23 protein-coding genes are annotated in these 25,727 nt (G+C 62.0%); 9 read left to right on the top strand and 14 right to left on the bottom strand.

Features of this window, described 5'->3' with window-relative positions; all coding sequences use genetic code 11:
- Window positions 1-53: 53 nt before the first annotated feature.
- From Q0974_RS07530 to Q0974_RS07505, 6 genes are all read right to left on the bottom strand, one after another.
- The gene (locus tag Q0974_RS07530; RefSeq protein WP_299324463.1) at window positions 54-1,835 is read right to left on the bottom strand and encodes an arylsulfatase; all 1,782 of its coding nucleotides are present in this window, start codon (window positions 1,833-1,835) and stop codon (window positions 54-56) included.
- Between the two features lie 209 nt (window positions 1,836-2,044).
- Complete coding sequence (metH, locus tag Q0974_RS07525; protein WP_299324461.1) at window positions 2,045-4,684, bottom strand: methionine synthase; 2,640 nt, start codon at window positions 4,682-4,684, stop codon at window positions 2,045-2,047.
- 141 nt (window positions 4,685-4,825) lie between these two features.
- Complete coding sequence (locus tag Q0974_RS07520; RefSeq protein ID WP_299324459.1) at window positions 4,826-5,887, bottom strand: homocysteine S-methyltransferase family protein; 1,062 nt, start codon at window positions 5,885-5,887, stop codon at window positions 4,826-4,828.
- Window positions 5,884-6,840, bottom strand: a complete 957-nt coding sequence (gene metF, locus Q0974_RS07515) for a methylenetetrahydrofolate reductase (RefSeq protein ID WP_299324457.1) — start codon at window positions 6,838-6,840, stop codon at window positions 5,884-5,886. Before metF ends, Q0974_RS07520 begins: the two co-directional genes overlap by 4 nt.
- On the bottom strand, window positions 6,837-7,796 hold the full coding sequence (locus Q0974_RS07510) for a metalloregulator ArsR/SmtB family transcription factor (RefSeq protein WP_299324454.1): 960 nt from the start codon (window positions 7,794-7,796) through the stop codon (window positions 6,837-6,839). The genes metF and Q0974_RS07510 overlap by 4 nt, the downstream gene beginning before the upstream one ends.
- A 97-nt stretch (window positions 7,797-7,893) precedes the next feature.
- Window positions 7,894-9,804 (bottom strand): alpha/beta fold hydrolase, encoded by a 1,911-nt coding sequence (locus Q0974_RS07505; protein ID WP_299324450.1) that lies wholly within the window; start codon window positions 9,802-9,804, stop codon window positions 7,894-7,896.
- 200 nt (window positions 9,805-10,004) lie between these two features.
- Between Q0974_RS07505 and Q0974_RS07500 the strand changes: the two genes are divergently transcribed.
- The 3 genes from Q0974_RS07500 to Q0974_RS07490 all read left to right on the top strand — a co-directional run bounded on the left by Q0974_RS07500 (window position 10,005) and on the right by Q0974_RS07490 (window position 11,569).
- A complete protein-coding gene (locus tag Q0974_RS07500; protein ID WP_299324448.1) occupies window positions 10,005-10,844 on the top strand; it encodes a VacJ family lipoprotein in 840 nt (279 codons plus the stop codon).
- Between the two features lie 133 nt (window positions 10,845-10,977).
- On the top strand, window positions 10,978-11,247 hold the full coding sequence (locus tag Q0974_RS07495; protein ID WP_299324445.1) for a hypothetical protein: 270 nt from the start codon (window positions 10,978-10,980) through the stop codon (window positions 11,245-11,247).
- Between the two features lie 109 nt (window positions 11,248-11,356).
- Complete coding sequence (locus Q0974_RS07490) at window positions 11,357-11,569, top strand: hypothetical protein (RefSeq protein WP_299324443.1); 213 nt, start codon at window positions 11,357-11,359, stop codon at window positions 11,567-11,569.
- Between the two features lie 6 nt (window positions 11,570-11,575).
- On the opposite strand, the gene Q0974_RS07485 is transcribed toward Q0974_RS07490, so the two are convergent.
- Window positions 11,576-12,481, bottom strand: a complete 906-nt coding sequence (locus tag Q0974_RS07485; protein ID WP_299324440.1) for a LysR family transcriptional regulator — start codon at window positions 12,479-12,481, stop codon at window positions 11,576-11,578.
- A 127-nt stretch (window positions 12,482-12,608) separates the two neighbouring features.
- Between Q0974_RS07485 and Q0974_RS07480 the strand changes: the two genes are divergently transcribed.
- Window positions 12,609-13,031 carry an MAPEG family protein gene (locus tag Q0974_RS07480; protein ID WP_299324438.1) on the top strand — a complete coding sequence of 141 codons (423 nt, stop codon included), beginning with the start codon at window positions 12,609-12,611 and terminating at the stop codon, window positions 13,029-13,031.
- Window positions 13,032-13,046: 15 nt separating this feature from the next.
- On the opposite strand, the gene Q0974_RS07475 is transcribed toward Q0974_RS07480, so the two are convergent.
- From Q0974_RS07475 to groES, 3 genes are all read right to left on the bottom strand, one after another.
- Window positions 13,047-14,363, bottom strand: coding sequence for a S41 family peptidase (locus Q0974_RS07475; RefSeq protein WP_299324435.1), 1,317 nt, complete (start codon window positions 14,361-14,363; stop codon window positions 13,047-13,049).
- A 171-nt stretch (window positions 14,364-14,534) separates the two neighbouring features.
- Window positions 14,535-16,181 carry a chaperonin GroEL gene (gene groL / locus Q0974_RS07470; RefSeq protein WP_299324434.1) on the bottom strand — a complete coding sequence of 549 codons (1,647 nt, stop codon included), beginning with the start codon at window positions 16,179-16,181 and terminating at the stop codon, window positions 14,535-14,537.
- A 52-nt stretch (window positions 16,182-16,233) separates the two neighbouring features.
- Entirely contained in the window at window positions 16,234-16,521 is a 288-nt protein-coding gene (gene groES, locus Q0974_RS07465; RefSeq protein WP_299324431.1) for a co-chaperone GroES, read from the bottom strand.
- 514 nt (window positions 16,522-17,035) lie between these two features.
- Here groES and Q0974_RS07460 point away from each other — a divergent pair.
- From Q0974_RS07460 to Q0974_RS07440, 5 genes are all read left to right on the top strand, one after another.
- Window positions 17,036-17,560: a sigma-70 family RNA polymerase sigma factor gene (locus tag Q0974_RS07460; RefSeq protein WP_299324428.1), complete on the top strand. Its 525-nt coding sequence runs from the start codon at window positions 17,036-17,038 to the stop codon at window positions 17,558-17,560.
- Between the two features lie 5 nt (window positions 17,561-17,565).
- Window positions 17,566-18,207 carry a DUF1109 domain-containing protein gene (locus Q0974_RS07455; protein WP_299324427.1) on the top strand — a complete coding sequence of 214 codons (642 nt, stop codon included), beginning with the start codon at window positions 17,566-17,568 and terminating at the stop codon, window positions 18,205-18,207.
- Window positions 18,208-18,471: 264 nt separating this feature from the next.
- Entirely contained in the window at window positions 18,472-20,358 is a 1,887-nt protein-coding gene (gene sppA / locus Q0974_RS07450; RefSeq protein WP_299324424.1) for a signal peptide peptidase SppA, read from the top strand.
- Between the two features lie 225 nt (window positions 20,359-20,583).
- Window positions 20,584-21,675 (top strand): ribosome small subunit-dependent GTPase A, encoded by a 1,092-nt coding sequence (gene rsgA / locus Q0974_RS07445; protein WP_299324422.1) that lies wholly within the window; start codon window positions 20,584-20,586, stop codon window positions 21,673-21,675.
- Window positions 21,672-22,436 (top strand): VOC family protein, encoded by a 765-nt coding sequence (locus Q0974_RS07440; RefSeq protein WP_299324419.1) that lies wholly within the window; start codon window positions 21,672-21,674, stop codon window positions 22,434-22,436. Before rsgA ends, Q0974_RS07440 begins: the two co-directional genes overlap by 4 nt.
- Before the next feature lie 9 nt (window positions 22,437-22,445).
- On the opposite strand, the gene Q0974_RS07435 is transcribed toward Q0974_RS07440, so the two are convergent.
- From Q0974_RS07435 to lpdA, 4 genes are all read right to left on the bottom strand, one after another.
- Window positions 22,446-23,072, bottom strand: coding sequence for a trimeric intracellular cation channel family protein (locus Q0974_RS07435; protein ID WP_299324417.1), 627 nt, complete (start codon window positions 23,070-23,072; stop codon window positions 22,446-22,448).
- Between the two features lie 12 nt (window positions 23,073-23,084).
- Window positions 23,085-23,396, bottom strand: a complete 312-nt coding sequence (locus Q0974_RS07430) for a GIY-YIG nuclease family protein (RefSeq protein WP_299324414.1) — start codon at window positions 23,394-23,396, stop codon at window positions 23,085-23,087.
- Between the two features lie 37 nt (window positions 23,397-23,433).
- Entirely contained in the window at window positions 23,434-24,144 is a 711-nt protein-coding gene (locus Q0974_RS07425; RefSeq protein ID WP_299324412.1) for a PepSY domain-containing protein, read from the bottom strand.
- Window positions 24,145-24,289: 145 nt separating this feature from the next.
- Window positions 24,290-25,699: a dihydrolipoyl dehydrogenase gene (gene lpdA / locus Q0974_RS07420; RefSeq protein ID WP_299324409.1), complete on the bottom strand. Its 1,410-nt coding sequence runs from the start codon at window positions 25,697-25,699 to the stop codon at window positions 24,290-24,292.
- Window positions 25,700-25,727 lie beyond the last annotated feature (28 nt).

The raw sequence follows: 25,727 nt of genomic DNA, 5'->3' as shown, positions 1-25,727 counted from the left end.
TCTATCGGAGCGCATCGACCAGACGCGGCTATCTCCAACATTGCAAGTCGCTTCTACGCCACCCGGCGCATCCTGCGGCGATAGAGAAAAATAGCGATCGGCAACAGGACGACCCCGCCCAACAGCGCCAACACCCACCAATAGCGGCGGAGGAGCGGGTCACGGCTATGCTCCATCAGTGTCACGATCGGATCGTAGCCCTCGGGCATTTCGAGCACGCCATTCTCTTCGGCCCAGCGCGCATAGCCGTCCTGCATTTCGGCAAACAGCTCGGGCTCGCTGGCGGAGAGGTCGCGCATTTCGCCGGGATCGGTTTCGAGATCGTAGAGCCGCCAGACATTGTCGCCCAGCGGCGGGCCGTTGCGCACGATCTTGTAGCGGCCCCGGTAGAAGGCCATGCGCCCCGCGGTCTCGATCCCAAAACTGTCTTCGGGACCATAGATGGGCGCGTCCTCGCCAGTCAGCACCGGCATCAGGCTGCGACCTGTCATTCCCTCGCCATTCGCATCGGCCAACGCCGCAATAGTCGCCGGAATGTCGCTGATCAGGCTAAGCTGGTCCGCCATCGCACCTGCCGCGACGCCCGGCCCCGCGACGATCAACGGCACGCGCGTGCCGCCCTCGTTCGCGTAAAATTTGAACAGGCTGTGCGGAGACGCATTGGCGCTTGCCCATTCGGGCCCGATATAGCCGAAGCTGCCGCGCTCTCCCATGGTCTCGATATCGGTCGAATAGCCGACGAGCCACATCCAGGCGTTCATGATCAGATTGCCGCCCGGCGCATTGCCTTCCGGGCCATTGTCCGAGGTGACGATGAAGATCGTATTCTCATATTCGCCGATCTCTTGCAGATGCGCGATCAGCCGGCCGAGATGATGATCCATCGCTTCGAGCATGCCCGCATTCACGGCCATCGCCCGCGCATACCAAGCCTGCTCTTCGGCGCTCAGATCGTCCCAGTCCTGCAAGTCCGGATGAAACCCGCCAAGCGGCGCATTCGCCGGGACCAGGCCCGCCTCCACGGCCGCGGCATGGCGGCGCTCGCGATGCGCCTGCCAGCCATCGCGATAGGTATCGGCATAGCGCATCGTATAGTCGCGCGGTGCCTGCACCGGAATGTGGATCGCGAGAAAGCCGATATAGGCGAAGAAGGGTGCGTCCGCGTCCGCCGTCCCGACAAAATCGATCATGCGATCGACGAGAAAATCGGACGAATAGAAATCGTCGGGCAGCGTATCGACCGGTTCGCCGTCCGCGAACCATTCGGCGCGATCATAATAGGGCAGATAGGGCCGGTGTTCCCAATTGTCCGCGCCGGTGGAATCGAGGATGAACGTCCTATCGAAACCCCGCGCGCTCGGTAGCGTCTCCGGCGTGTGCCCGAGATGCCATTTGCCAGTCATATAGGTCCGATAGCCGCGCGATCGCAGGCGCGTCGCGATCGTCGGCAGGCCCTCGGCCAGCAACCCGCGATAGGCGGGTGCGCCGCGATGCTCTTCCGGCGTCGTTTCGGGCAGGTTGCCGATCCCCGCGCGATGGCTGTTCACGCCCGTCATCAGCATGGCGCGGGAGGGCGCGCACATCGGGGTCGCGTGGAAATTGGAGAAGATCGTCCCGCGCCGCGCGAGCGCGTCGATATTGGGCGTGGCTATTTCGCTGCCATAGGCGCCGAAATCGGTGAAGGCGACATCGTCGGCGACGATCAGAACGATATTGGGGCGCTCGGCAGGCTGCGCATGCGCGGCCGCGGCAAACAGCATCGCGGTCATGGCCGCTATCAGGCGCGTAAGACGTCCATCCCCCATGCGCCCGGTGTCGGCGATGGGTGCTATCATGTCAATTTGGGCAAATAGCCCGGAGCAGCGCGCCGCTAGGCGGCCGCCGGGGCGAGCAGCGCGGCAAGCACGGCGATGATAATCACAGGGGAAACGCGCATGGAAATACTCCCGAGAGCCATGATGATTGACCGTCGGGCGGTTAAGAAAGTCCGAATGTTCGTGGTTAAGATCGTCTTTTCGGCGCGTTAACGCTCTTTTCGCGCCTTTCAGACTTCGAGATTCGGGCGCAGCCAGCGCCTCGCGGTGTCGAGATCGACGGCGCGGCGCTCTGCATATTCCTCGAGCTGATCCTCGGCGACCTTGGCGACGCCAAAATATTGCGACTGCGGATGGCCGAAATAGAAGCCGGACACGGCCGCCGTCGGCCACATGGCGAAGCTTTCGGTCAGCTCGATCCCGGCCGGGCCATTATGTCCCGACCCGCCGCCGAGCAATTCGAACAGCAGCGGCTTGAGGCTGTGGTCCGGGCAGGCCGGATAGCCGGGCGCGGGGCGGATGCCGGTATATTTCTCGCGGATCAGTTCTTCGTTCGTGAAATCCTCGTCCGGCGCATAGCCCCAGAGTTTCGTGCGGATATGGGCATGCATACGCTCGGCAAAGGCTTCGGCGAGCCGGTCGGCCAGCGCCTTCAGGAGAATGTCGGAATAATCGTCGGTCTCGGCCTTGAAGCGCGCGATATGATCATCGATGCCATGGCCGGCGCACACGGCGAAGCCGCCGATCCAGTCGCCGGCCGGATCGATGAAATCCGCCAGGCACATATTGGGGCGGCCCGAGCGTTTGAGTACCTGCTGGCGGAGCATGGGCAGCCTGTGTTCGCGGCCCTCATCGACCACGACGATATCGTCCCCATCCCGGCGGCATTCCCACAGACCCGCGACGGCACGGGGTTTCAGCCAACCCTCCGCGATAATCGTATCGAGCATCGCCTGTCCGTCGCGGAACAGATCGCGCGCGCTTTCGCCGACGATCTCATCGTCGAGGATCGCGGGATAGGAGCCCGCCAGCTCCCAGGCGCGGAAGAAGGGCGTCCAGTCGATATAGTTGCGCAGATCATCGAGCGCCCAATCCTCGAAGACATGCAATCCGGGCTTCGCAGGTGCCGGCGCCTTCAGCGACAGATCGGCTTCAAAACCGTTGGCGCGCGCGTCCTCCAGCGAGACGAGCTTGCTCGCCCCCCGACCCTCGCGCGCCGTGCGGATCTCGTCATAATCATTAGCGACCTGTTCGACGAACGGGTCGCGCTGGGTCTGCGACACGAGCGTCGAGGCGACGCCGACGGCGCGGCTTGCATCGAGGACATGGATGGTCGGGCCCGCATAGGCCGGTTCGATGCGCAGCGCCGTATGCACCCGGCTCGTCGTCGCGCCGCCGATCAGCAGCGGCACCTGCATATTCGCCCGGTCCATTTCCTCGGCAACCGTGACCATCTCGTCGAGCGAGGGCGTGATGAGGCCGGAGAGCCCGATCATATCGGCATCATTCTCATTCGCCGCTTCGAGAATATCGCTCCACGGCACCATCACACCGAGATCGACGACCTCGAAGCCGTTGCACTGCAGCACGACGCCGACGATATTCTTGCCGATATCGTGCACATCGCCTTTGACCGTCGCCATGATGATCGTGCCCTTGCCCTTGGCGCTCTCGTCTTTCTCCGCTTCGATAAAGGGCAGCAAATGGGCGACAGCCTTCTTCATCACGCGCGCCGATTTGACGACCTGCGGCAGGAACATTTTCCCCGAGCCGAAGAGATCGCCGACGACGTTCATGCCGTCCATGAGAGGGCCTTCGATCACCTCGATCGGCTTGCCGCCGCGATCGAAGATCGCCTGGCGCGCTTCCTCAGTATCGTCGACGACATGCGCATCAATGCCTTTGACAAGCGCATATTCGAGCCGCTTGACCACTTCCCAGCCGCGCCATTCCTCGGCCTGTTTGTCGTCTTCCTTGGACTTGCCCTTATAGCTTTCGGCCAGCGCAATAAGCCGTTCAGTGGCGGTTTCATCTCCCTCCACGTCGCGCATAAGGATCACATCTTCGCACGCCTCGCGCAGGACAGGATCGATCGTGTCATAGACATCCAGCTGTCCCGCATTGACGATCGCCATATCGAGGCCGGCGGGAATTGCATGATACAGGAACACCGAATGCATCGCCCGGCGCACGGTCTCGTTGCCACGAAAGCTGAAGGAAAGATTGGATAATCCGCCGCTCGTTTTGGCGTGCGGACATAGTGCCTTGATCTCTTTCACCGCTTCTATGAAGTCGAGCCCATAGCGGTTGTGCTCCTCGATCCCGGTCGCAACCGCAAAGATGTTTGGATCGAAGATGATCTCTTCAGGCGGAAAGCCCTCTGCGACCAAAAGGTCGTAGGCGCGCTTGCAGATTTCGACTTTGCGGTCTTTGGTATCAGCCTGCCCGGTTTCGTCGAACGCCATAACCACGGCGGCGGCACCATAATTCATGCATTTACGGGCATGGGCGAGAAACTCCTCCTCGCCCTCCTTCATGCTGATCGAATTGACGATCGGCTTGCCCGACACGCATTTGAGCCCGGCCTCGATCACCGACCATTTCGAGCTATCGATCATGATCGGTACGCGCGCGATATCGGGTTCGGCGGCGATCAGCTTGAGGAAGGTCGTCATCGCCTTTTCTGCGTCGAGCAACCCTTCATCCATATTGACGTCGATCACCTGCGCCCCGTTTTCGACCTGCTGGCGCGCGACCTCGACAGCGGTTGCATAGTCGTCGGCCATGATGAGCTTTTTGAACCGGGCACTGCCGGTCACATTGGTGCGCTCACCGATATTGATGAAGGTCGAGGCTGCTTGGGTAGTCACAATCTGGTCTTTCGATCTACGCACCCTGATCGTGTCGAAATCTGTCCAGACCACAGTCGAATGGGCCTGCGCCTCACTTCTTGCGTTGGGTCGGCGAAAAAACTGAGTTTCGACAGGCTTGGCATGAACAGGGCGAGGTTATCAGCTCGCAATCTTGAAAGGATCGAGACCCGCCAGGCGCATGGCCGGGTCCGCTTTCTTGCTGGTGCGTGGTTCGACCCCGCTTACCGCCTCGGCGATTGCAGCGATATGATCAGGGGTGGTTCCGCAGCATCCGCCCAGAATGTTGACAAAGCCTTCGCGAGCCCAGGCTGAAACGAACTCGGCCGTGGTCTCCGGCGGTTCATCATATTCGCCCAGATCGTTAGGCAATCCGGCGTTGGGATATGCGAATAACAGCGTATCGGCCGTCTCAGAGAGTGTCTGCACATGCGGGCGCAATTGTTCGGCGCCAAAGCTGCAATTGAGACCCATCGCGGCGGGCTTCGCGTGGCGCACCGTGTTCCAGAACGCCTCGACCGTGTGGCCTGACAGATTACGCCCGGACTTGTCAGTAACGGTCATGGAAATAAACATCGGCACGTCAGCGCCGCGCTCAATCTCCAATTCCTTCACACCGACAATCGCTGCCTTACAGTTGAGCGTGTCGAACACCGTCTCGATCAGGATGAAATCGCACCCGCCCTCAAGCAGCGCCGCAGCCTGTTCCTTGTAAACGTCCTTCACAAAATCGAAACTGACTTCGCGATAGCCGGGATCTTCGACATCCGGGCTCAACGACAGGGTCTTGTTGGTCGGCCCCATCGCCCCGCACACGAAACGCTCTTTTCCGTCTTTCGCCGTCGCATCGTCGCACGCCTCGCGGATGATCTTGGCCGCCGCGAGATTGATGTCATGCACCAAATGCTCAGCGCCATAATCGGCCTGGCTGATACGGTTTGCGTTGAATGTGTTGGTCGCCAGTACGACTGCGCCTGCTGCTATATAGCTGTCGCAAATCTTGCGGATCACCTGCGGTTGGGTGAGATTCACCAGATCGTTGTTGCCGTTCTGATCCAGGGCGAGGCCGGTATCGCCGGCATATTGTTCAGCAGTGAGTTTTTCCGCCTGGATCGCGGTGCCATAGGGGCCGTCCTTGATGACGATGCCGGTCTTGGCGACTTCGTTCAGACGCTCACGTGCGGTGGTGTGCGGAGCATTCATTGCGCTGTCTCCTTTGTCTTATCCTCTTCAACCGGCCGGATGCCGAGCAAATGGCAGATCGCGTAACTCAGCTCGGCCCGGTTGAGCGTGTAGAAATGGAATTCGCGAACCCCGCCCGCATAAAGCTTGCGGCAGAGCTCGGCGGCGACGGTCGCCGATATCAGCTGGCGCGCAGCGGGCAATGCGTCGAGCCCGTCGAACAGCCGGTCCATCCAGGCCGGTATCGCCGCCCCGCACATGCCGGCGATCCGCTTGGTCGTCGCGACATTGGATATCGGCAATATGCCCGGCACGATTTCCGCATCGATCCCGGCCGCGGCCGCCTCGTCACGGAAACGGAAGAAATTCTCGGCCGTGAAAAAGAACTGCGTGATCGCGCGATTGGCGCCCGCATCCAGCTTGCGCTTGAGATTGTCGAGATCGGCCTGAGCTGAATCGGCTTCGGGATGGACCTCGGGATAGGCGGCGACGGACACTTCGAACGGCTTGAAGGCCTTGATGCCCGCGACGAGGTCCGCCGCGCTCTTATAACCGTCCGGGTGCGGCTGGAATGTTTCGAACGTATCGCCCTTGCGCGGCGGATCGCCGCGCAGCGCGACGATATGGCGCACGCCCGCATCCCAATAATCGCTGATGACCTCTTCAATCTCAGCCTTGCTGGCATCGACACAGGTCAGGTGCGCGGCCGCCTTGATCGGCGTTTCCCTAACGATCCGGCGGACCGTCGCATGGGTCCGCTCGCGCGTCGAGCCGCCCGCGCCATAGGTGACTGACACGAATCGCGGGCCGAGCGGCTCGAGCATCTTGACCGAGTCCCACAGCGTCGCTTCCATCTTCTCCGTCTTGGGCGGGAAGAATTCGAACGATATCTGCGCATCGCCGGCAAGGTCCGCGAACAGCGGATCGTCGACCGCGCGGCGCGCTTCATGCAATTGATCGACCGTCAAATTCATGCCGCCACCACCTTCAACCGCCGGTCGGCCTTGCGCCGCCCCAGCCATAATTTCACCGTCAGCTCCTCGCCTTCGAGCTCTTCGAACAGGCCGCCCTCCATGCCCGCATCGGCAAACCATTTGCCGATCTGTTCGTCGGAAAAACCGAGCCGTGCATGGGCCGCCTCGCTGCGCAAATCCTCGCGCTCATGGGCGGCGAAATCGACGATCAGCAATCGCCCATCGCTATCGAGTATGCGCGCGGCCTCCGCGATCGCCGCGGCCGGCTGCTGCGCATAGTGCAGCACCTGATGCAGGGTCACCGTATCCGCTGTCCGGTCCGGCAAGGCGAGCGCGTACATGTCGCCCTGGCGGATTTCGGCCGTGTCGAGTTCGGCTTCGGCAAGCTTGGCGCGCGCCAGCCGCAGCATCTCCGGGCTCCGGTCGATGCCGATCGCGCTATCGGCGCGGCCCGCGAACAGTTCGAGAATCCGCCCCGTTCCCGTGCCGATATCGACAAGACGGCCGATATCGTCGGTATCGAGCGCGCGGCGCATCGCGGCCTCGACTTCGCTTTCGGCGACATGAAGCGAGCGGATCGCATCCCATTCATCGGCATGGGCGGCGAAATAGGCTTGCGCTGCCACCTGGCGATCGGCGCGGACTGCTTCGAGGCGCGCAACATCGGCGCGCATCCAGTGATCCTCGCCCTCTTCCGACCAGCCGTCGATCGCGTTCAATAACGGCCGCACGCGTGCCGGATCGCCGAGCCCGAGAAAGACCCAACTCCCTTCCTTGCGGCGTTCGGCCAGCCCGGCATCGACGAGAATTTTCGCATGGCGGGAGACGCGCGGCTGACTTTGACCGAGAACCTGGGCCAGCTCGCCGACGGACAGCTCCATTGCGCGCAGCAACGCGACGATCCGCAAACGGGTCGGATCGGCAAGGGCTCTGAATATCTCAAGCTCGGCACGCATTCATAAGGATATAAAGATATCCTTATATGTGGTCAAATTCCGGGTTAAAAACCCCTTAAACATACCGACCCCAGCGCTGGAAACTGGAAATTGCTGGTCAGTCGGACGGATTGTGGCGCGCGAGAAAATCGACCACCGCATCATAATAGGCGGTTTCATCGGCAGCGCTGTTAAATCCATGGCCTGATTCCGGGAAGGTCAGGGTCTCGAGCTCGATATCGGCATCTTCCGCGCGGTCGACCATCAACTCATACTGATTGAAAGGCACCCGGTTATCTTCTTCGCCGTGGACAAGGAGAACTGGCCTAGTGAGACGCTCGACCTGCACCGCAGGGGAGATATCATCCAGATCGAAATTGGTCTGATCCCCATCCACACGATCCCAATGCCGACCGCGATTGCGGCGGAAGAGGAAGTTGCGGTCGTGCTGCAACTGCCGCTCGAAATGCATCACACCGGCAAAGCTGACGGCACAGCGATAGATTTCGGGATTGCGGATCGCACCCCAGACAGCGGCGAAACCTCCGTAGCTGGATCCGACGATGCAGACCCGGTCCGGGTCGACTATTCCCTGCTCGACAAGATACGCGACGGCATCGTCGAGATCGTCCTGCATCGCGCGGCCGATCTGACCATTGCCGAGAAGTTCGAAGCTTTCGCCATAGCCCCCGGAACCACGGAAATTGGGCTGGATCACCGCATAGCCGCGATTGGCCAGCAGCTGGACCATGTCACTATATTGATCGGTGTCGCGAATTCCGAACGGGCCGCCATGCGGATGGACGATCAGCGGCAGATTTTCACCAGGGCGGCCGACAGGCAGGGTCAGATATCCATGAATCGATGTGCCGTCGCGGGCATCGTACCGGATGGGACTCGGCTCGGACAACAATGTCCGCGGTACCTGCGGGCGATATTCGGCAAACAGATCGAGTCGGCCTTCGCTCGGTGTGAAAACATAAAGAGCACCCGGATCCGTCGGGCCTTCCTGAAGGACCAGCATCCGGCTCCGATCTTCCGTGATATCCAGGATCCACACGCGGCTCTGCGGCAACGCGGCGCTCAGCTGGCGACGCCATTCCTGGATTTCGGGATCGAGCCATTCGCGTCGAAACGTCTCGCCCGCATATGCAATGGCGATCGGGTTCCGCTGTTCGTCAAAGAGAACCGTCGACACATCCTCCTCGGAAGACTGGAAAACGATGTCGCCTGGTTCGCCGGTGGCAAAATCAAACTCCATCAATACCCTGCGCTCTCCACCGTCAGGCACGCCGATTGAAAAGCCCTGGTCGCTTCCCGCTCTCAGGCCCATAAAATCCCAAAGGTCCAACGTATCATTATCATCGAGGCGCGCCCGGGCGACGGTGTCCCAATCGCCGTTGCCATCGCTCCGATAGCGCATTCGAACACGACCGCCATATGACAGGTGCAGCGCAATCCGGAGGACGCCTGTGTCATCGGCGATGTAACCGAAAATGTTGCTGCGCGCCGGCTGGACCAACACAGGCTCGGGTCGTTCGTCGCCCGTAAGGTCGAACCGCCATACTGCCGGAGGCCGGCGGGATCGCGTGGCAAAGCTGGCCAGCACATAGTTTCCGTCCGGATCAATATGGACGATATCGTCACCATTGAGCGCCATGTGCCGACCGATCAACGGGTACATGACATGGGTTTCGGTATTGAGAGAGTAGAGTCGGGAGAAACTGTAAAGATCTTGCCGGTGGCGGCCTGTCATCGAAAACAGGATGCGGTTGCTACCAGCCCAGCGGAACCAGTTGAAATCCAGTTCGCTGCCAAGGTTCAAGCCGCTCGCCAGCTCATGAGTATCAGCGTCGTAGACGCTGATATAGGTTGCCTCATCCCGGGTCACGATCAGGGCAAATTTGCTGCCATCGGGGGATAATTGCGCGCCGCTTAGTTCCGAGCGGGCGCCGAATGCGCTGGTCGGGATTTCGTCCGGAATCGCAGAACCAACTTCCCCTTCCGCTGATTGAGGTTCCTGCGCCATCGCAATTGATGGGGGCGAAATTGCAGCGAAGATCAGCGAAAGCGCGATTAAACCATTAGATGACAGAGCCATAGCGCTGCCGCACATAGCGCAGGGCTGACACCATAGACAATCATCTGCGCGCTCAAAATGACTCGACACATCCGCAGCACGCGGGCATTTCTGCTGCCCGCACTGGCCGACTCCGGGGGACGAGTATCTTGCGTAGACTGTTGACCGCATTGCTGCTCATGCTGTTTTTGGGCGCCTGCGCGACGACAATGGCCGGACCGAACGGCATGGCGGACCGCGATCCGCACGAGGAATTCAACCGCGATATGTGGGCCGCCAATCAGGCGATCGACGATGTGGCGGTCCGCCCGGTCACCGAAGTGTATCGCGCGATAACGCCGCAACCGGCACGGCGCGGTCTCTCCAACGTCTTCCGCAATCTGACCGAGCCCTGGTCTTTCATCAACAATCTGCTGCAGGGTCGGCCCGGCCGGGCGCTGCGCAATCTCGGGCGGTTCATCATCAATTCGACGATCGGCGTGGGCGGGCTGGCGGATCATGCCACCGATCTCGGCATTGCGCCGGCACCCGAGGATTTCGGGCAGACGCTCGCGGTCTGGGGAGTCGGCGATGGCGGCTATGTCATGAACCCGATACTCGGTCCGTCGACCCAGCGCGACACGGTCGGCACGATCGTCGATTTCATCGCCAACCCCGTGCAGATCTTTTTCGACCGCGGTCTCAACCTGACGACCACCGAGCAATGGGCGATCCGGGGCATGGGCATCGTCAATACCCGATCCGAACTGATCGAGGCTGGCGTGGACGACTTTCTCGAGAGCAGCGCGGACCCCTATGCGGCGGCGCGCGCGGCCTATTTCGAGCAGCGTGAGGCCGTCATTCTGAACTATGATACGGCCGGGTTCGCGGGCGATGGCGAGGATCTGAGCGATAGCGAAGACGCCGCGTTCGAAGCCGCGATCGAGGATATGGAAGAGATGGAAGACATGGACGGGATGGAACCGGCAGTTCCCGATCCGCCCGAATAGCGTGCAAAACACCTCAATATTGCATTAACCGCCCATGAACGGTACAAGCGCGGCGACGGGTTGCGGGGAGGCATGCTCTCCACAGCCAAAGTCATTTTACGCTCAATATGTTAAACTCTGGGAGAGTAGACCCATGAAGAAGACTTTTGCACTGCCAATGGCTGTAGCCGCTTCGCTCGGCCTGATGGCCTGCACCGCCGCCGAGGAAGCCGCCAGCGACGCCACGGACGCCGCGGAAGAAGCGGCCGCGGACGTTGAAGCCGCTGCCGAAGAAGCTGCCGCCGACATGGAAGCGGCCGCCGACGACGCGATGGCTGAAATGGATGCTATGGCCGACGAGGTGGAAGCTGCCGCTGACGACGCCATGAGCGGCGACGAAGGCGAAGAAGCACCGGCCGAATAAGGCCCGGCAATAGTCGATTATCAGCGAAGGCCGCGCCCCGCATCGGAGCGCGGCCTTTTCTGTATAGGTGCCGGAAGTGTCCGATCGATCATCGGGGGGAGAATGGCGAATGGCACGTTCAAAAGGGATTGCGGCCGCGCTTGTTACGGGCGCCTTGGTCCTGACGGCTTGCTCCGCAGGTGCCGAGGACGAAACCGGTCTCACCGGCGCGGAGGAGCGTCAGCTCGACGAAGCGGCAGCGGCGCTCGATGAGGCCCAGGCCGAATATGAAGCGGCCATCCAGGCCGCCGAGCCCGAACCGCAGGCCGAAACCGAAGAATAGCCCTGGCTAGTCCCGACGTTCGCCGGTCAACAGCGCCCGATTGTCGCGGATCACGACGTCGGCGAAGTCCATGAAAGCGCGCACCCGGGCGGTCCGGCGCAGATCGTTATGCGTCAGCACCCAGATATCCCGCCCCGGCTCAGGCTTACGGTTCGTCGCGCGAACGAGCCCGGTAGCCATATCGCCCATCATGCAGGGCAGCATTGCGAGGCCCAGCCCAGCTTCGGCGGCAGCAATCTGCAGGGCCGGCCCATCAAATGCACCCCAGACCGGAACGCGCGCGAATTCCGTCTTTTTCGTCCATTCCGGATAGCGGTCCTCGCTATCACCCCAGCCCAGCCATCGGCCTGTCTCCGGCTCGCGGACAAGGTCATGGCACTCCAGATAGGCAGGTGCGGCGTACACGGTCCAATAATAGGGAAAATAGCGTTTCCCGACCAATGTTTCGGGCGGATCGTTATTCATCCGTATCGCGATATCCGCCTCCCGCCGCGCCACGTCCAGCTCCGCATAGGTGACGAGAATATCGAGCTCGAGCCCGGGATGACGATCGCTGAATTCCGCCAGGCGCGGGGCGAAGATCGCGCTGGCCAGCGGCTCGACCATGGTCACGGTCAATTTGCCCGGGAGCACATCGTCCTGTCCGGCCATGCGCCGCATGATATCGTCGATCGCATCGCCGAAATCACCCGCCACGGCCGCCAGTTCCTCACCCGCCTGGGTCGGCGCATAGCCTTCCGGGCGGCGATCGAACAAGCGCACCTTCAGGCAATGTTCGAGCGCCTCTATTCGGCGGCTGACGGTGGAATGATGTACGCCGAGTTCGCCGGCCGCCTTGCGCACCGTGCCCGCCGCCATCACGGCCTTGAAGGTCTTGATCCCTTCCCAATCCGGATGTGCAATACGCGCCACGGCATCACCGCTCTCTCTACTGGCTAATCTATGCAACACTATGGTGCATATTTTGCCTTGGACGTGAAATTATTGCACCACTAAGTCTCGACCCGTTACGCGTCAACTTCGATCCGAAAGGATGCTCATGCCCCTGCCCGTCATCTCCGCCAGCGTCGCTGCCATCATTCTAATCCTGCAGCTCATCTTCATGATCCTCGTCGGCATGCACCGGGTGCAGACCAATACGGGCGTCGGCATGGGTGACGACAAGGACCTTGAACGCAAGGTCCGCCGTCACGGCAACCTGGCTGAGAATGCCGCGCTCTTCCTCGTCGTGCTAGCGCTTGCCGAACTGGTCGGCGGATCGCCGCAGGTGCTGACGATAGTCGGCGGCGCCTTTGTCGTCGCGCGCCTGTCGCACGCCTTCGCCTTCGGTTCGCTGACGGGCTCGCACGGCGAGGACGGCAGCAAGATATTTATCGCGGCCCGTGTCATCGGCGCATTCGGCACCTTCGCCTCGGGCCTCTTCCTCGCCGGCTATCTGCTCTTCGTGATCGGGACGGCCTAGGCCGAACGCGCCATGCTATTCCGGTACTGCCAGAACAGCGCCGATGGGATCATCGGCATCGGCCGGAATGACGATATCGGGCATCAGCGGCGCGCGGCTGGGATCCCCAGAAGCCCGATACAGAACGTAAAGCGGCGCGCGGACGGTAAAGCCCGAATGCGGCAGCCTGTGACTTTGAACTTGGCCGGTCTGATTGGCCGGCCCGGCGGTGGGCTGTCCGGTAAGCCTTGCCACTTCATGGTCCCGCGCTGTTGCGGCAAAAACGATGGCTTGTGAGTACGTGGCTGGGCCGATCATGATGGTAACCGGGCCCGAATAACGGTTCTCCATATCCTCAGGCGGCGAAACCGTCTGCTGAAATGGAACCGAGACGATCTGACCGATTGTGCTGCCGGGAATAAGCGCCTGATTTTCAGCGGTTATGCGCGCCGTCACCGCCGATATTGCCGAATAGGGGCGATCCGTCAGATAGGCCATGAGCCGGTCCGACAAATCATGGGCACCGCCGCCGTTCGTGCGCAGATCGATAACCAGATGATCGGCACCCCGCGCTGCTATTTCTGCAAACGCATCCGCCAGGAATACGGCGAACTCCTCCTCACGATCGCGGTCAAAACTCGGAACCGAGAGGATCGCCGCACTATCGCGCCAGCTCAGCGCGAAGTCTCCCGTTTCGGTGGTCGAAAAGCCGATCGGAGTTTCAATCACAACCTGCCCCGCCGTACCGTCGGGCGCGACATAATCGAGCCGGTCGATCGGTTCGCCATCCAGTGCGAGAGCCAGATAGTGCCGCAGTCTCAATTCGATAATATGTTCGCGCAGCCGGTCGCTTTCGCCGCGCACAAGTGGACGCAAGGTGCCCAGGAGTTCGGCCCAAGTGCGGCCGTTGACCGCCCCGATCACACTGCCGTCGGGCAGGATATCCGCCCCTTCCACCACGCGAAGCGCGCCGTCCTCTATCGCGATAGTCATCGTGGCAGTCCCGTCCGGCAGGGCGGGCGGCTCGGGCACCACGAGACCCATATGCGCATCGTTCAATAGCGGATTGAGTGTGGCGAGCCGCCGCCACGCTTCGGCGCGCGTCACGGTTTCGGGAAGATCGTCAGCCAGCGCGCTTGCGGCCGCCTCCAGGGCACCTGGCTCAACCGAGTGCGCGAGGTCCGGATGCGTGTCGCGCGTCCATTCGAGCCATGTATCGAGATCGGCCCGTAGTTCGGCAGCAGAGAGAATCGCAGCCGGTTCGGTCGTTTGTGTTGGCACGGTTGCGAAGACGGGCACTATCGGCGTCGCCAGAACGGCAAGGCCGAACGCGGCGTGGCGCAGAATGGACATCGCGGATCACCTCTTATGACATGCTGTATTATTACAGTAAGTCAGCTAGATCATCACGGACTGACTTGCAAGCGCGATTCTCACATCAGCACTGAACATCGCACCGCACGCAAAAAAAGGGCCGGAGAGTTTCCCCTCCGGCCCTTCTTTTTCGTTGGCTGACGCCTGGGCTTAGAAGCCCATGCCGCCGCCCATGCCGCCCATATCGGGCATGGCGGGCGCAGCCGCAGCCTTGTCTTCCGGAAGCTCGGCCACCGTCGCTTCGGTGGTGATGAGCAGACCGGCAACCGAGGCAGCGTCCTGCAACGCGGCACGCACGACCTTGGTCGGGTCGATCACGCCGGCCTTGACCAGATCTTCATAGACATCGGTCTGGGCGTTGAAGCCGAGTTTCGCGTCCTTGCCGTCGAGCAGCTTGCCCGAAACGACCGCGCCGTCATGGCCGGCATTTTCGGCAATCTGGCGCACCGGCGCGTAGAGCGCCTTGCGGACGATATCGACACCGCGGGTCTGGTCGGCATTTTCGCCTTCGAGGCCGTTCAGCGCCTTGGTGGCATAGAGAAGCGCGGTTCCGCCGCCCGGGACGATGCCCTCTTCGACGGCAGCGCGGGTCGCGTGGAGCGCGTCGTCGACACGGTCCTTCTTCTCTTTCACTTCGACTTCGGTCGCGCCGCCAACCTTGATCACGGCCACGCCGCCGGCGAGCTTGGCGAGACGCTCCTGGAGCTTCTCGCGGTCATAGTCGCTGGTCGTGGTTTCGATCTGCTGACGGATCGCTTCGACACGGCCCGCAATCGCCTTCTTCTGGCCCGCGCCATCGACGATGGTCGTGTTGTCCTTGTCGATAGTGACGCGCTTGGCTTCGCCGAGCATGCCGAGCGTAACCGATTCCAGCTTGATGCCGAGATCTTCGGAGATCATCTCGCCCTTGGTCAGGATCGCGATGTCTTCGAGCATCGCCTTGCGGCGATCGCCGAAGCCCGGCGCCTTGACCGCAGCGACCTTCAGGCCGCCGCGCAGCTTGTTGACCACCAGCGTCGCAAGCGCTTCGCCTTCGATGTCTTCCGCGATGATGAGGAGCGGACGGCCCGACTGCACCACGGCTTCGAGGATCGGCAGCATGTCCTGCAGATTCGAGAGCTTCTTCTCGTGGATCAGAATGTACGGGTTTTCGAGCTCGACATTCATCTTTTCGGGGTTGGTCACGAAATAGGGGCTCAGATAGCCGCGGTCGAACTGCATGCCTTCGACGACATCGAGTTCGAATTCGAGACCCTTGGCCTCTTCCACGGTGATCACGCCTTCCTTGCCGACCTTGTCCATGGCTTCGGCGATCTTCTCGCCGACTTCCTTGTCGCCATTGGCCGAAATCACGCCGACCTGGGCGACTTCGTCGGAGCTCTTCACGTTCTTCGAGCGCTTCTGGATGTCCGCGACGACCTTGCCGACGGCGAGATCGATGCCGCGCTTCAGGTCCATCGGGTTCATGCCGGCCGCGACCGACTTCATGCCTTCGCGGACGATCGCCTGAGCGAGAACCGTCGCCGTCGTCGTGCCGTCGCCGGCCACGTCATTGGTCTTGGAAGCGACTTCCTTGACCATCTGCGCGCCCATATTCTCGAACTTGTCCTTCAGTTCGATGTCCTTGGCGACGGTAACGCCGTCCTTGGTGATGCGCGGCGCGCCGAAGCTCTTGTCGAGCACGACGTTGCGGCCTTTCGGGCCGAGCGTGACTTTCACCGCGTCGGCGAGGATGTCTACGCCGCTCATGATGCGCTCGCGCGCGTCGCGGCCGAATTTTACGTCTTTACCTGCCATGATAGCTTACCTCTGTATGTTTCGTGTTCCCGGAATGAAAAAAGCGAGACCCTTAGGCGACGACGCCGAGGATATCGCTTTCCTTCATGATGATCAGATCTTCGCCGTCGAGTTTGACCTCGGTGCCCGACCATTTGCCGAACAGAATGCGGTCGCCCTTCTTGACGTCCAGTGGCGTAACCTTGCCGTCATCGGCCTTGAGACCCTGGCCGGCGGCGACGACTTCGCCTTCCTGCGGCTTTTCCTGGGCGCTATCCGGAATGATGATGCCACCGGCCGTTTTGGTGTCGGCCTCTACGCGGCGGACGAGCACGCGATCGTGCAGCGGACGAAATCCCATTGTAATTCCTTTCCTCAATTCCCAAATCCAAGGCGATCGGAAAGGCCTTTCCATCGTGGAACGCCCGGCCAATCGCCAATCGTGCGAAAACAGTTTTTAGCACTCTCAACAGGTGAGTGCTAACAGAGGCTCATCTAGGCCTCTGACCGCATGTTTCAAGGAAAAATTCGCATATCACGGAATTTTTCTGACCGGCGGGTGTAACCGGCGGGCGAATGACGGCGAACCGGTTAGTGAAGAGCCGGACCCATGTAATGAAACAGTCAATTTCCCCTCGAATCGTACCCTTCCCAACCGCTTGCACGTTGCCCCCGAGCAGGCAGCCGGGAACCGGGCGCGCACATGATGCCTCCCTGCGCGTCCGGGCGATCGAGGGCCGGGGGGCTATCCGGCGGCCGCACTATACGGGTCGCATACTGTCGGATGGCTCCCCACCCCTATTTGCCCCATCGCTTTTCGATCGCACGGCCACGCCCGCACTACACAGCGCGGATTTGCATGCTAAACCAAGAAGGTGGTTGCCGACGACGAGACTTTGGCGCGCCTCATGGCGCTCGCCCAAGAGGGTGACAAGAAAGCCTATCGCACCTTGCTCGGCGAGTGCGAGACCTGGCTCAAACGCTATTATGCCCGCAAGATCGGGCCGCATGTCCTAGACGATCTCGTGCAGGACACATTGATCTCCCTCCACCGGAAGCGCGCATCCTACGATCCGACCCGGGCCTTTCTGCCCTGGCTGGCGGCGATCGCGCGCTATCGCTGGATCGACCATCTGCGCAAAGCCTATCGCGCGAAAGAGGTGGAACTGAACGAGGAACTCACCGCCGACCCCTCCGATCCGGCCGTCGAGGCGAAGATCGGGCTGGAACGGCTATTGGGCACGATCCCGGAAAGACAGGCGCTGGTGATCAAACTCGTCAAGATAGAGGGGCTGAGCATCGCCGAAGCCTCGCAAAAAACCGGCCAGTCGGAATCGCTGGTCAAAGTCAATATTCATCGCGGCATGAAACGCATGGCCGCGGCGATCGAGGAAGAATAAGAATAATGTCGCAGAATTTTGATCTCGATAGCCTTGCCGAAGAGCTGGAGCCGGTAAAACCGCTCAATGCCAATGGCGCGATCGGCGGCGTCGTCTTTCTGACGGCGGTCAGCGGCGTGCTCGTCGTTTCGACGCTGGGATTTCGGGACCGTTTCCTGGACGCAACGGCAACCGATCCGATGTTTCTAGTGCGCACCGGGCTGCTCGTCGTGCTCGGCGCAGCCAGCCTGACCGCCGCCACGAGCATGGCACGCCCGGCCGTCGGCACCAGCCGCTCGGGCTGGCGCTGGGCGGCGATGGCCGCGCTGACGATACCGGTGGCCGCGGCGGTCGCGGCTCTGGTCAGCCGCACGCCGGTCGCCGAACGGCTCCACCCGGTCAATGGCGTCGAATGCCTGACCTATTCGATCGGTATCGGGCTCATGCTCGGCGCGGTGCTGACCTGGTGGCTTCGGCGCGGTGCGCCGACCTCGCCCGAGCGCGCAGGCACGGTCACGGGCCTTGCAGCGGGCAGCCTCGGCGCGCTCGCCTATTCGATGCACTGCCCGCATAACGACATCGTCTATATCGGCCTCTGGTATTCGCTCGCCATCGCCCTGACGACGGTGGCGGGCCGGCTGATCGTCCCGCATCTCGTCCGCTGGTAGATTCTTCCTCCCCCATTTCGGGAGAGGATAGGACGGCTTGTAAAATCGGGCAGCGCAGCGGCCGATTTTTTTAGCCGTCCTTGGAGAGGGTTCGCCGCAAACGGCGCGTGTCTTAAAGCATTTACGCTCGCTTCGCTCACTCTGGGCCCCTCTCCCTGAAGGCACTACGCGCCGTCTTTCCCTCTCCCGCAAGGGGAGAGGGCCGATTGCACGTCATCGCCACCGCACCTAAATAGCGTCTATCTGACGATCGAGGAGCTTGGAATGCGGCTGTTGCGCGGTGCCTGGAAGGTTTTGGTGGGGATCAAGGACGCGCTCGTCCTGCTCCTTCTGCTGCTGTTTTTCGGCCTCCTCTACATGGTGCTCACCGCCAGCCCCAATCCGGTCGTGCCGGGCGAAGGCGCGCTCCATCTCGATCTCGATGGCGTGATCGTCGAGCAGCCGGAAAATATTAATCCCTTCGACGCGCTGACCGGCGCCGAAACCGTACCGCAACACCGGCTGCGCGATATCGTGCAGGCGCTCGAGACCGCCGCGACCGACGATCGCGTCTCGGCCGTCGCGCTCGATCTCGACGGTTTCCTCGGCGGCGGGCAGACGGCCGTTGCGCGGGTCGCCGATGCGATCCAGACGGTGCGCGACGCCGACAAGCCGGTGATCGCCTATGCGACCGGCTATGGCGACGACGCCTATGCGCTCGCCGCCCATGCCAGCGAAATCTGGGTCCATCCGATGGGCGGGGCGCTGGTGCTCGGCCCGGGCGGCAGCCGACTCTATTATGGCGACATGCTCCGGCGGTTCGGCGTCAATGTGAATGTATTCCGCGTTGGCGAGTTCAAGTCCGCGGTCGAACCGTTCAGCGAATCCGAACAATCGCCCGAAGCGCGCGAAGCCAATCAGGCGCTCGCCGACACGCTGTTCGAAGCGTGGCGCGAAGATGTCGCGCGCGCGCGGCCCGAAGCCGATCTCGACGCGATTATCGCAACGCCGGCCGATCTGGTCGAAGCAGCGAATAACGATCTTGCCACCGCCGCGCGCGAAACAGGTATGGTCGACGAGATCGGCACGCGCGCGGATTGGCAGGCGCGCCTCGCCGAACTGGCCGGCGAAGATGCGGATACCGGCTTTCAGGCGATCCGCCTCGCCAACTGGATCGCGGCCAACCCGCGCCAGGGCGGCGGCACCAATATCGGCGTCGTGACGGTCGCCGGCACGATCGTCGACGGCGAAGCGCCGCCGGGCACGGCGGGCGGCGAGACGATCGCCGAATTGCTGCGCGAAGCCTCGCAAAATCACGATTTCTCGGCGCTCGTCGTACGCGTCGATTCTCCGGGCGGCTCGGCGCTGGCCTCAGAGCGGATGCGGCGCGCGGTACTCCAATTCTCCGAGGCCGAGGGCGATATCCCCGTGGTGGTTTCGATGGGCAATCTTGCCGCATCGGGCGGTTACTGGGTCGCGATGGCCGGCGATCATATCATGGCCGAGCCGGGTACGATCACCGGTTCGATCGGCGTGTTCAGCGTGATCCCGACCTTCGAGGGCACGCTCGACCAGCTCGATATCGGCGCCGACGGCGTGACGACAACGCCGCTCTCGGGCGAACCCGATATCTTCGGCGGCCTCTCGCCCGAAGCAGCGCGGCTCATCCAGTCGGGCACCGAAGATATTTACCGCCGCTTCCTGAGCCTCGTCAGCGAAAACCGGTCCATACCGGTCGAGCGCGTCGCCGAGATCGCCGAGGGCCGCGTATGGGCCGGCGGCACGGCGCGCCAGCTCGGCCTCGTCGACGCCTTCGGTACGATGGACGATGCGATTGCCGAGGCCGCGAGCCGCGCCGAGGTGGAGGCCGACGATGTCCGCATCCTCTGGATCGAACAGCCGCCGGACCCGTTCGCCGAGTTCATCCGCAACTGGACGCGCGAGGATGAGGATGCCCAACAGACCAGCGCCCCGCGCGACATCTGGACAATGCTCGCCCCCGACCCCCGCGCGATTCTCGCGACGGTAACCGCCGAGATGCAGCTCCTGCTCGACGGTCCGGCGATGCAGCTACGCTGTCTCGAGTGCCCGGTGGAGGTGCTGCCGGGGCGGAGCAGCGCTGCGGAGGAGACAACGCTGCAAACGATGCTGATGGCCTGGCTGCGCGGCTGAAACAGATTGTAGAAATCGCGAATATGCGCTAAACAGCGGATATCGAAAACGGAGATTTCATGTCCCGGTGAAGTGGGGAGGACAAGCAGTCCTCCCGGCGCAAATGCAACGATCAAGAGCGCTGCCAAGACGATCTTGGCGGCTCCGTTGCTTTGCAACCTCAGAAAACACTGACACTTCCGGCCCGAGCTTGACTCGCGCCCCGAACATGAAAGTTGACCGACAATGGTACGGGATTATTCCGCATTCCTGCCGCCCAGGATCAAGGGCGGCGGATCAGAACAACATATATCGCCACTCGAAACGCTCGGCTGGCAACCCTATTTCGCAACGCAGATCAGCGAAGACGCGCTGACGGAGACACCGCCTGTCCGCATCGTCGAGGTGCATCGCAGCGCGCTCCATATCATCGGCGATGGCATCGACAAAACGATCCCACCCTTGCCGGACGCGACAGTTGGCGACTGGGTGTTGCTCGATCGGCAGCGCCCGCAATCGAGCCGCGTCCTAGAGCGCAAGAGCCTCATCAAACGCCGCGCACCGGGAACGGACCGGCAGCTCCAGCTGATCGCGGCCAATATCGACACGGTCTTCATCGTCTCGTCCTGCAACCAGGATTTCAACGTCGCCCGACTCGAACGATACATCGCCCTGGCATTCGAGGCCGATATCACGCCGGTTATCGTCTTGACGAAGGCCGATCTGGTCTCCGAAACGCAGAGCTATATCGATCGGGCGGCCGCGATTTCGGAACTTGTCCCCGTCGTGACCCTCGATGCGCGGGGCGAAGAGCCGGGGGCAAAACTGAAAGACTGGTGCAAATCGGGTCAAACCGTCGCGTTTCTCGGATCCTCCGGCGTCGGCAAATCGACCCTCACTAACGCCCTTTCCGGCACCCAATTGATCGAGACACAGCCGATCCGCGAGGACGACGCCAAGGGCCGGCATACGACCACGAGGCGGCAGCTGCATTGCGTGCCGGGCGGCTGTCTCGTACTCGACACGCCCGGAATGCGCGAGTTGCAACTGACCGATGCCGCGACCGGTATCGATACTGTGTTCGCGGACATTCACGCCCTTGCCGCCCAGTGCCGGTTCAACGATTGCCAGCACAGGACCGAGCCGGGATGCGCGGTCCTGGCCGCTCTCGAGCGCGGCGATATCGACGAAGCGCGGCTTGGCCGGTGGCGCAAGCTCAAGGCCGAAGAGGCGTTCAATTCGGCAAGCCTCGCCGAACGCCGAACGCGCGACAAGGCGTTCGGCAAGATGGTACGCCAGATCAAAAAGGCAAAAGGCCGGGAAGGAGCGGGACAATGACAACCGACAAGATGACAACCGATAAGACGGGCCGGATCGTTTGGCACGATCTCTTCACCAGCGATCGGCGACGCTCGATGGCTTTTTACGAGCGCATTGCGGGCTGGCGTTACGAGATCGAACACGCAACCGACTTTGCTTGGGGCGGCGGCGAAAAAGACTTCGTTCTCGCCCTTTCGGACAATGAGGCCGGGGCCGGCTTTGCCGAAACACCGCCGGCATTGCCGAACGGGTGGATCGCCTATGTCGAAGTCGCTGACGTGGATGCATCTGCCGCCGCCGCGAAACGGCTCGGCGGAACGATCGTCCGCGATCCGTTCGAAGTGCCCGGCGTCGGGCGCAATGCGCTGCTGCGCGACCCGCACGGCGCACTTATTGGCATCTCCCTGTCGCGTCACGATTTTCCGGTACCTGAGCGACAGTTCGGTGTGGAAGTCTATCTGTCGGCTGCCCCGGCATTTCCTATGGAATTCTATGCGCAGCTGTTCGGCTGGGAGGCCGGGCCGCTTTCGGATGGGGAACAGGATGGCAGGTGCATTGCCGGGCCTTCGGGTGAAAAAGTGGCGCTGTATCTGCCCGATGAGCCGCCGTCGGGGACGCAGGCGATCTGGATACCGAGCCTGAAAGTGACCGAACCGCAGGCTGCACTGGACGATGCCAAAACACTCGGTGCAACGGTTCTCGGACAAGGGAAGCCGTCGGACGGCCATGCATTTTTGCGCGCCCCGGACGGCGCGGCGATATGTCTGCCCAAAGCCTGAGGTAAGGCGCTATCCGCCCCGATACACGGGTAGGGCCAAGCCCTTCCAAATCGCCAGCGCCCGCAGCGCAAAACCCGCCAATGCCGAAACCCCCGCCGCGACAGGCAGCATAACGCCCGCCGCGCTCAGGCCCACGAACAGTGCTGCCGCGAGCGCGGCCGCCGTCACATAGAGTTCCGGCCGCAAGATTATCGAGGGCTCGCCGGCCAGCACGTCGCGGATAATGCCGCCGAGACAGGCGGTGAAGATGCCCATCATCACGGCGGCGACGGGCGGGACGCCGAAACTCAAAGCCTTGGCCGCGCCGAACACCGCATAGGCGGCCATGCCGATCGCATCGAGCCAGTCCAGCGCCTTGCCGGCCCAGAGCTTCGCCGGCGTGATCCAGATAAGGAGCGCGATGACGAGACAGGCGGTGAGCGGGCGCGTGTCTTCAATCCAGAAGACCGGCGCGCCGATCAGCAGATCGCGCACCGTGCCGCCGCCCACGCCCGTCGCCAGCGCGAAGAATGCGAAGGTCACGAGCGTTTGCTTCGCCCGCGCCGCCGCCACCGCACCCGTCGCCGCGAACAGCCCGATCCCGGCAAGATCGAGCGTCGAGAGCACGGGGCCGATTGGGAAATCGATGGGGGTCACTGGCCGTGCACCCTATTCCGCTTGCCCTGAGCTTGTCGAAGGGCCGTCCTTCTTTTTGGCCAAAAGCGAAATTTCTTCCCAATCACCGCGTATAAGTGCCATTTTCTTGGCACGGCCCCAGCCTTTGATGCGCTTTTCCATAGCTTTCGCCTCATCGCGGGTCTGAAACTCCTCGGACCAGACAAGTTCGACCGGAAGCTTGTCATGGGTAAATCCTGGAATCCGGCCACTGCGGTGTTCCCCAATCCGGCGATCCAGATCGTCCGTATGTCCGGCATAGAAGGCCCCGCCCCGGCAGTGCAGCATATATGTCCAAAATGGCATTGCGCGAATTAGAAGAAAGTACGGCCCTTCGACAAGCTCAGGGCAAACGGTCTTGAAAGATCTGTTTCCGCCGTTTCTTCACATACCGCCAGGGCAGCACAATCAGACCGAGCAGCGTCATCAGCAACGCCAGCGCGGCGAAACCGATGAGCAGCGGATGACTGGTATCGCTGCGACCCTCCAGGTCCATAATGTGCAGCCCCCACATGAAATCGAAAGTCCGCCAGAGGCCGGTACGGATCGCGAGGATATCGCCGGTTTCCGCATCGACATAGACATGATGGCTGTCGCCGAACCGCGCCTGCCAGGCGGGGCGATTGCGGCGCAGGTCGATCGGATTGGCGTCAGCCTCGAAGCGCTGCATCTGCGCGAGCGGTGCATCGCCGGCATAGGCGGCCTCGGCGATGCCGGCCGCCTCGTCGCTCGTCAGTTGCGGCGCGAGATAGGCGCCGGTTTCGATCGAAGCGCGGCGCCCACCGCCATCGGCGTAGCGGATGATCCATTGCGTGCCGGACGGGCGCTGGACGAGATCGACGCTTTCGACCGCGCGGACGGCGCTATCGATGCGCGGGAAGACAGGCGGATTGGCGGGCGTCGCGATGACGGGCGGTTCGGCGCGCAGATGCTCGCCCCGCACCGTCTCGATCGGCTGCGACACCATGAACAGGCCCGAGACGGTCCAGAGCAGCAGCGGCACGCCCGCCAGCCAGCCGAGCCAGATATGCCATTTGGTAAGCGTTGGGCGCATCGGCAGCTCCATATTTCAGGTTACGGCAGGACCCGGCTGTCAATCACCCTGAACAGGCCTTATCCCACTGATATTAAGCCATAATTGGAAGTTTGAGCAGTGATTTGGCCTACCCCGTTCGGTGTAAACGAAACCATCGTCCAAATCAGATATGGATGGGTTTGCCCTGCACCGCCATCGCCGCTTCCTTCACCGCCTCGGCATGGGTCGGATGGGCGTGGCAGGTATAAGCGATATCCTCGCTCGTCGCGCCGAACTCCATCGCCTGCGCGGCCTGGGCGATCATCGTACCAGCGAGCGAGGCGATGATATGGACGCCGAGCACGCGATCCGTCTCGGCATCGGCGATCACTTTGACAAAGCCATCGGTATCGCGGTTCGTCTTGGCGCGGCTGTTGGCCATCATCGGGAACTTGCCGGCCTTAACCGTATAGCCCTTCTCTTTCGCTTCCTCGGCGGTGAGCCCGACCCCGGCAATCTCCGGCATCGTATAGACCACCGACGGGATCACATCATGGTTTACGATGCCGACTTGACCCGCGATATTCTCGGCGACCGCGATGCCTTCATCCTCGGCCTTGTGCGCGAGCATGAGGCCCGGCGCGACATCGCCGATGGCCCAGACGCCGGGGACAGTCGTGCGGAACTCGTGGTCGATCGGCACCTGGCCGCGCTCGTTGAGCTCGAGCCCGATCGCATCGACCCCCAGCCCCTCGGTGTTTGGCCGCCGACCGATCGACACGAGCACGCAATCGGCTTCGAGCAGCTCTTCGTCGCCGCCTTGGGCGGGTTCGACCGTGAGCTTGACCTTGGTCTTCAATGTTTCGGCGCCGGTCACCTTGGTGCCCGTGCGGATCGTGAAACCCTGCTTCTTGAAAATCTTCGCCGCTTCCTTGCGGATATCGCCGTCCATGCCGGGCAGGATCTGATCGAGATATTCGACGACAGTAACTTCGGCACCCAACCGCCGCCACACCGACCCGAGCTCCAGCCCGATCACACCGCCGCCGATCACGACCATATGTTTGGGCACCTTGGGCAGCGCGAGCGCGCCCGTGGAATCGACGATCTGGTGCTTGTCGTTATCGATCTCGACGCCCGGCAACGGCGTGACGGAGGAACCAGTCGCAATCACAATATCTTTCGCGGTAACGGTCTTGCCATCGACCTCGACCGTATTCTCACCCGTGAACTTCGCATGGCCCTTGAGCCAGTCGATCTTGTTCTTCTTGAACAGAAATTCGATGCCGCCGGTCAGTTCGCCGACCGCTTTCGACTTTTCGGCATGCATCTGATCGAGATCGAGCTTCGCACCGGTCAGCTTGATGCCGAATTTTTCCAGCGCGCCCTCATGCGCTTCCTCGTAGAGCTCGGACGCGTGCAGCAGCGCCTTGGACGGGATGCAGCCAACGTTCAAGCACGTGCCGCCCAGCGTCTCGCGGCTTTCCGCGCAGGCCGTTTTGAGCCCGAGCTGCGCGGCCCGGATCGCGGCGACATAGCCGCCCGGCCCGGAACCGATCACCAGCACGTCATAATCATAGGTCTTGTCAGCCATTATCTTTCCTCAAGCGCGGGGAGCGAGA

It is taken from the genome of Parasphingopyxis sp. (genome assembly GCF_028279465.1).
Classification (GTDB): Bacteria; Pseudomonadota; Alphaproteobacteria; order Sphingomonadales; family Sphingomonadaceae; genus Parasphingopyxis.
Note: the sequence above shows the minus strand (reverse complement) of the source record. Positions and strands in the feature narration are given on the sequence as shown.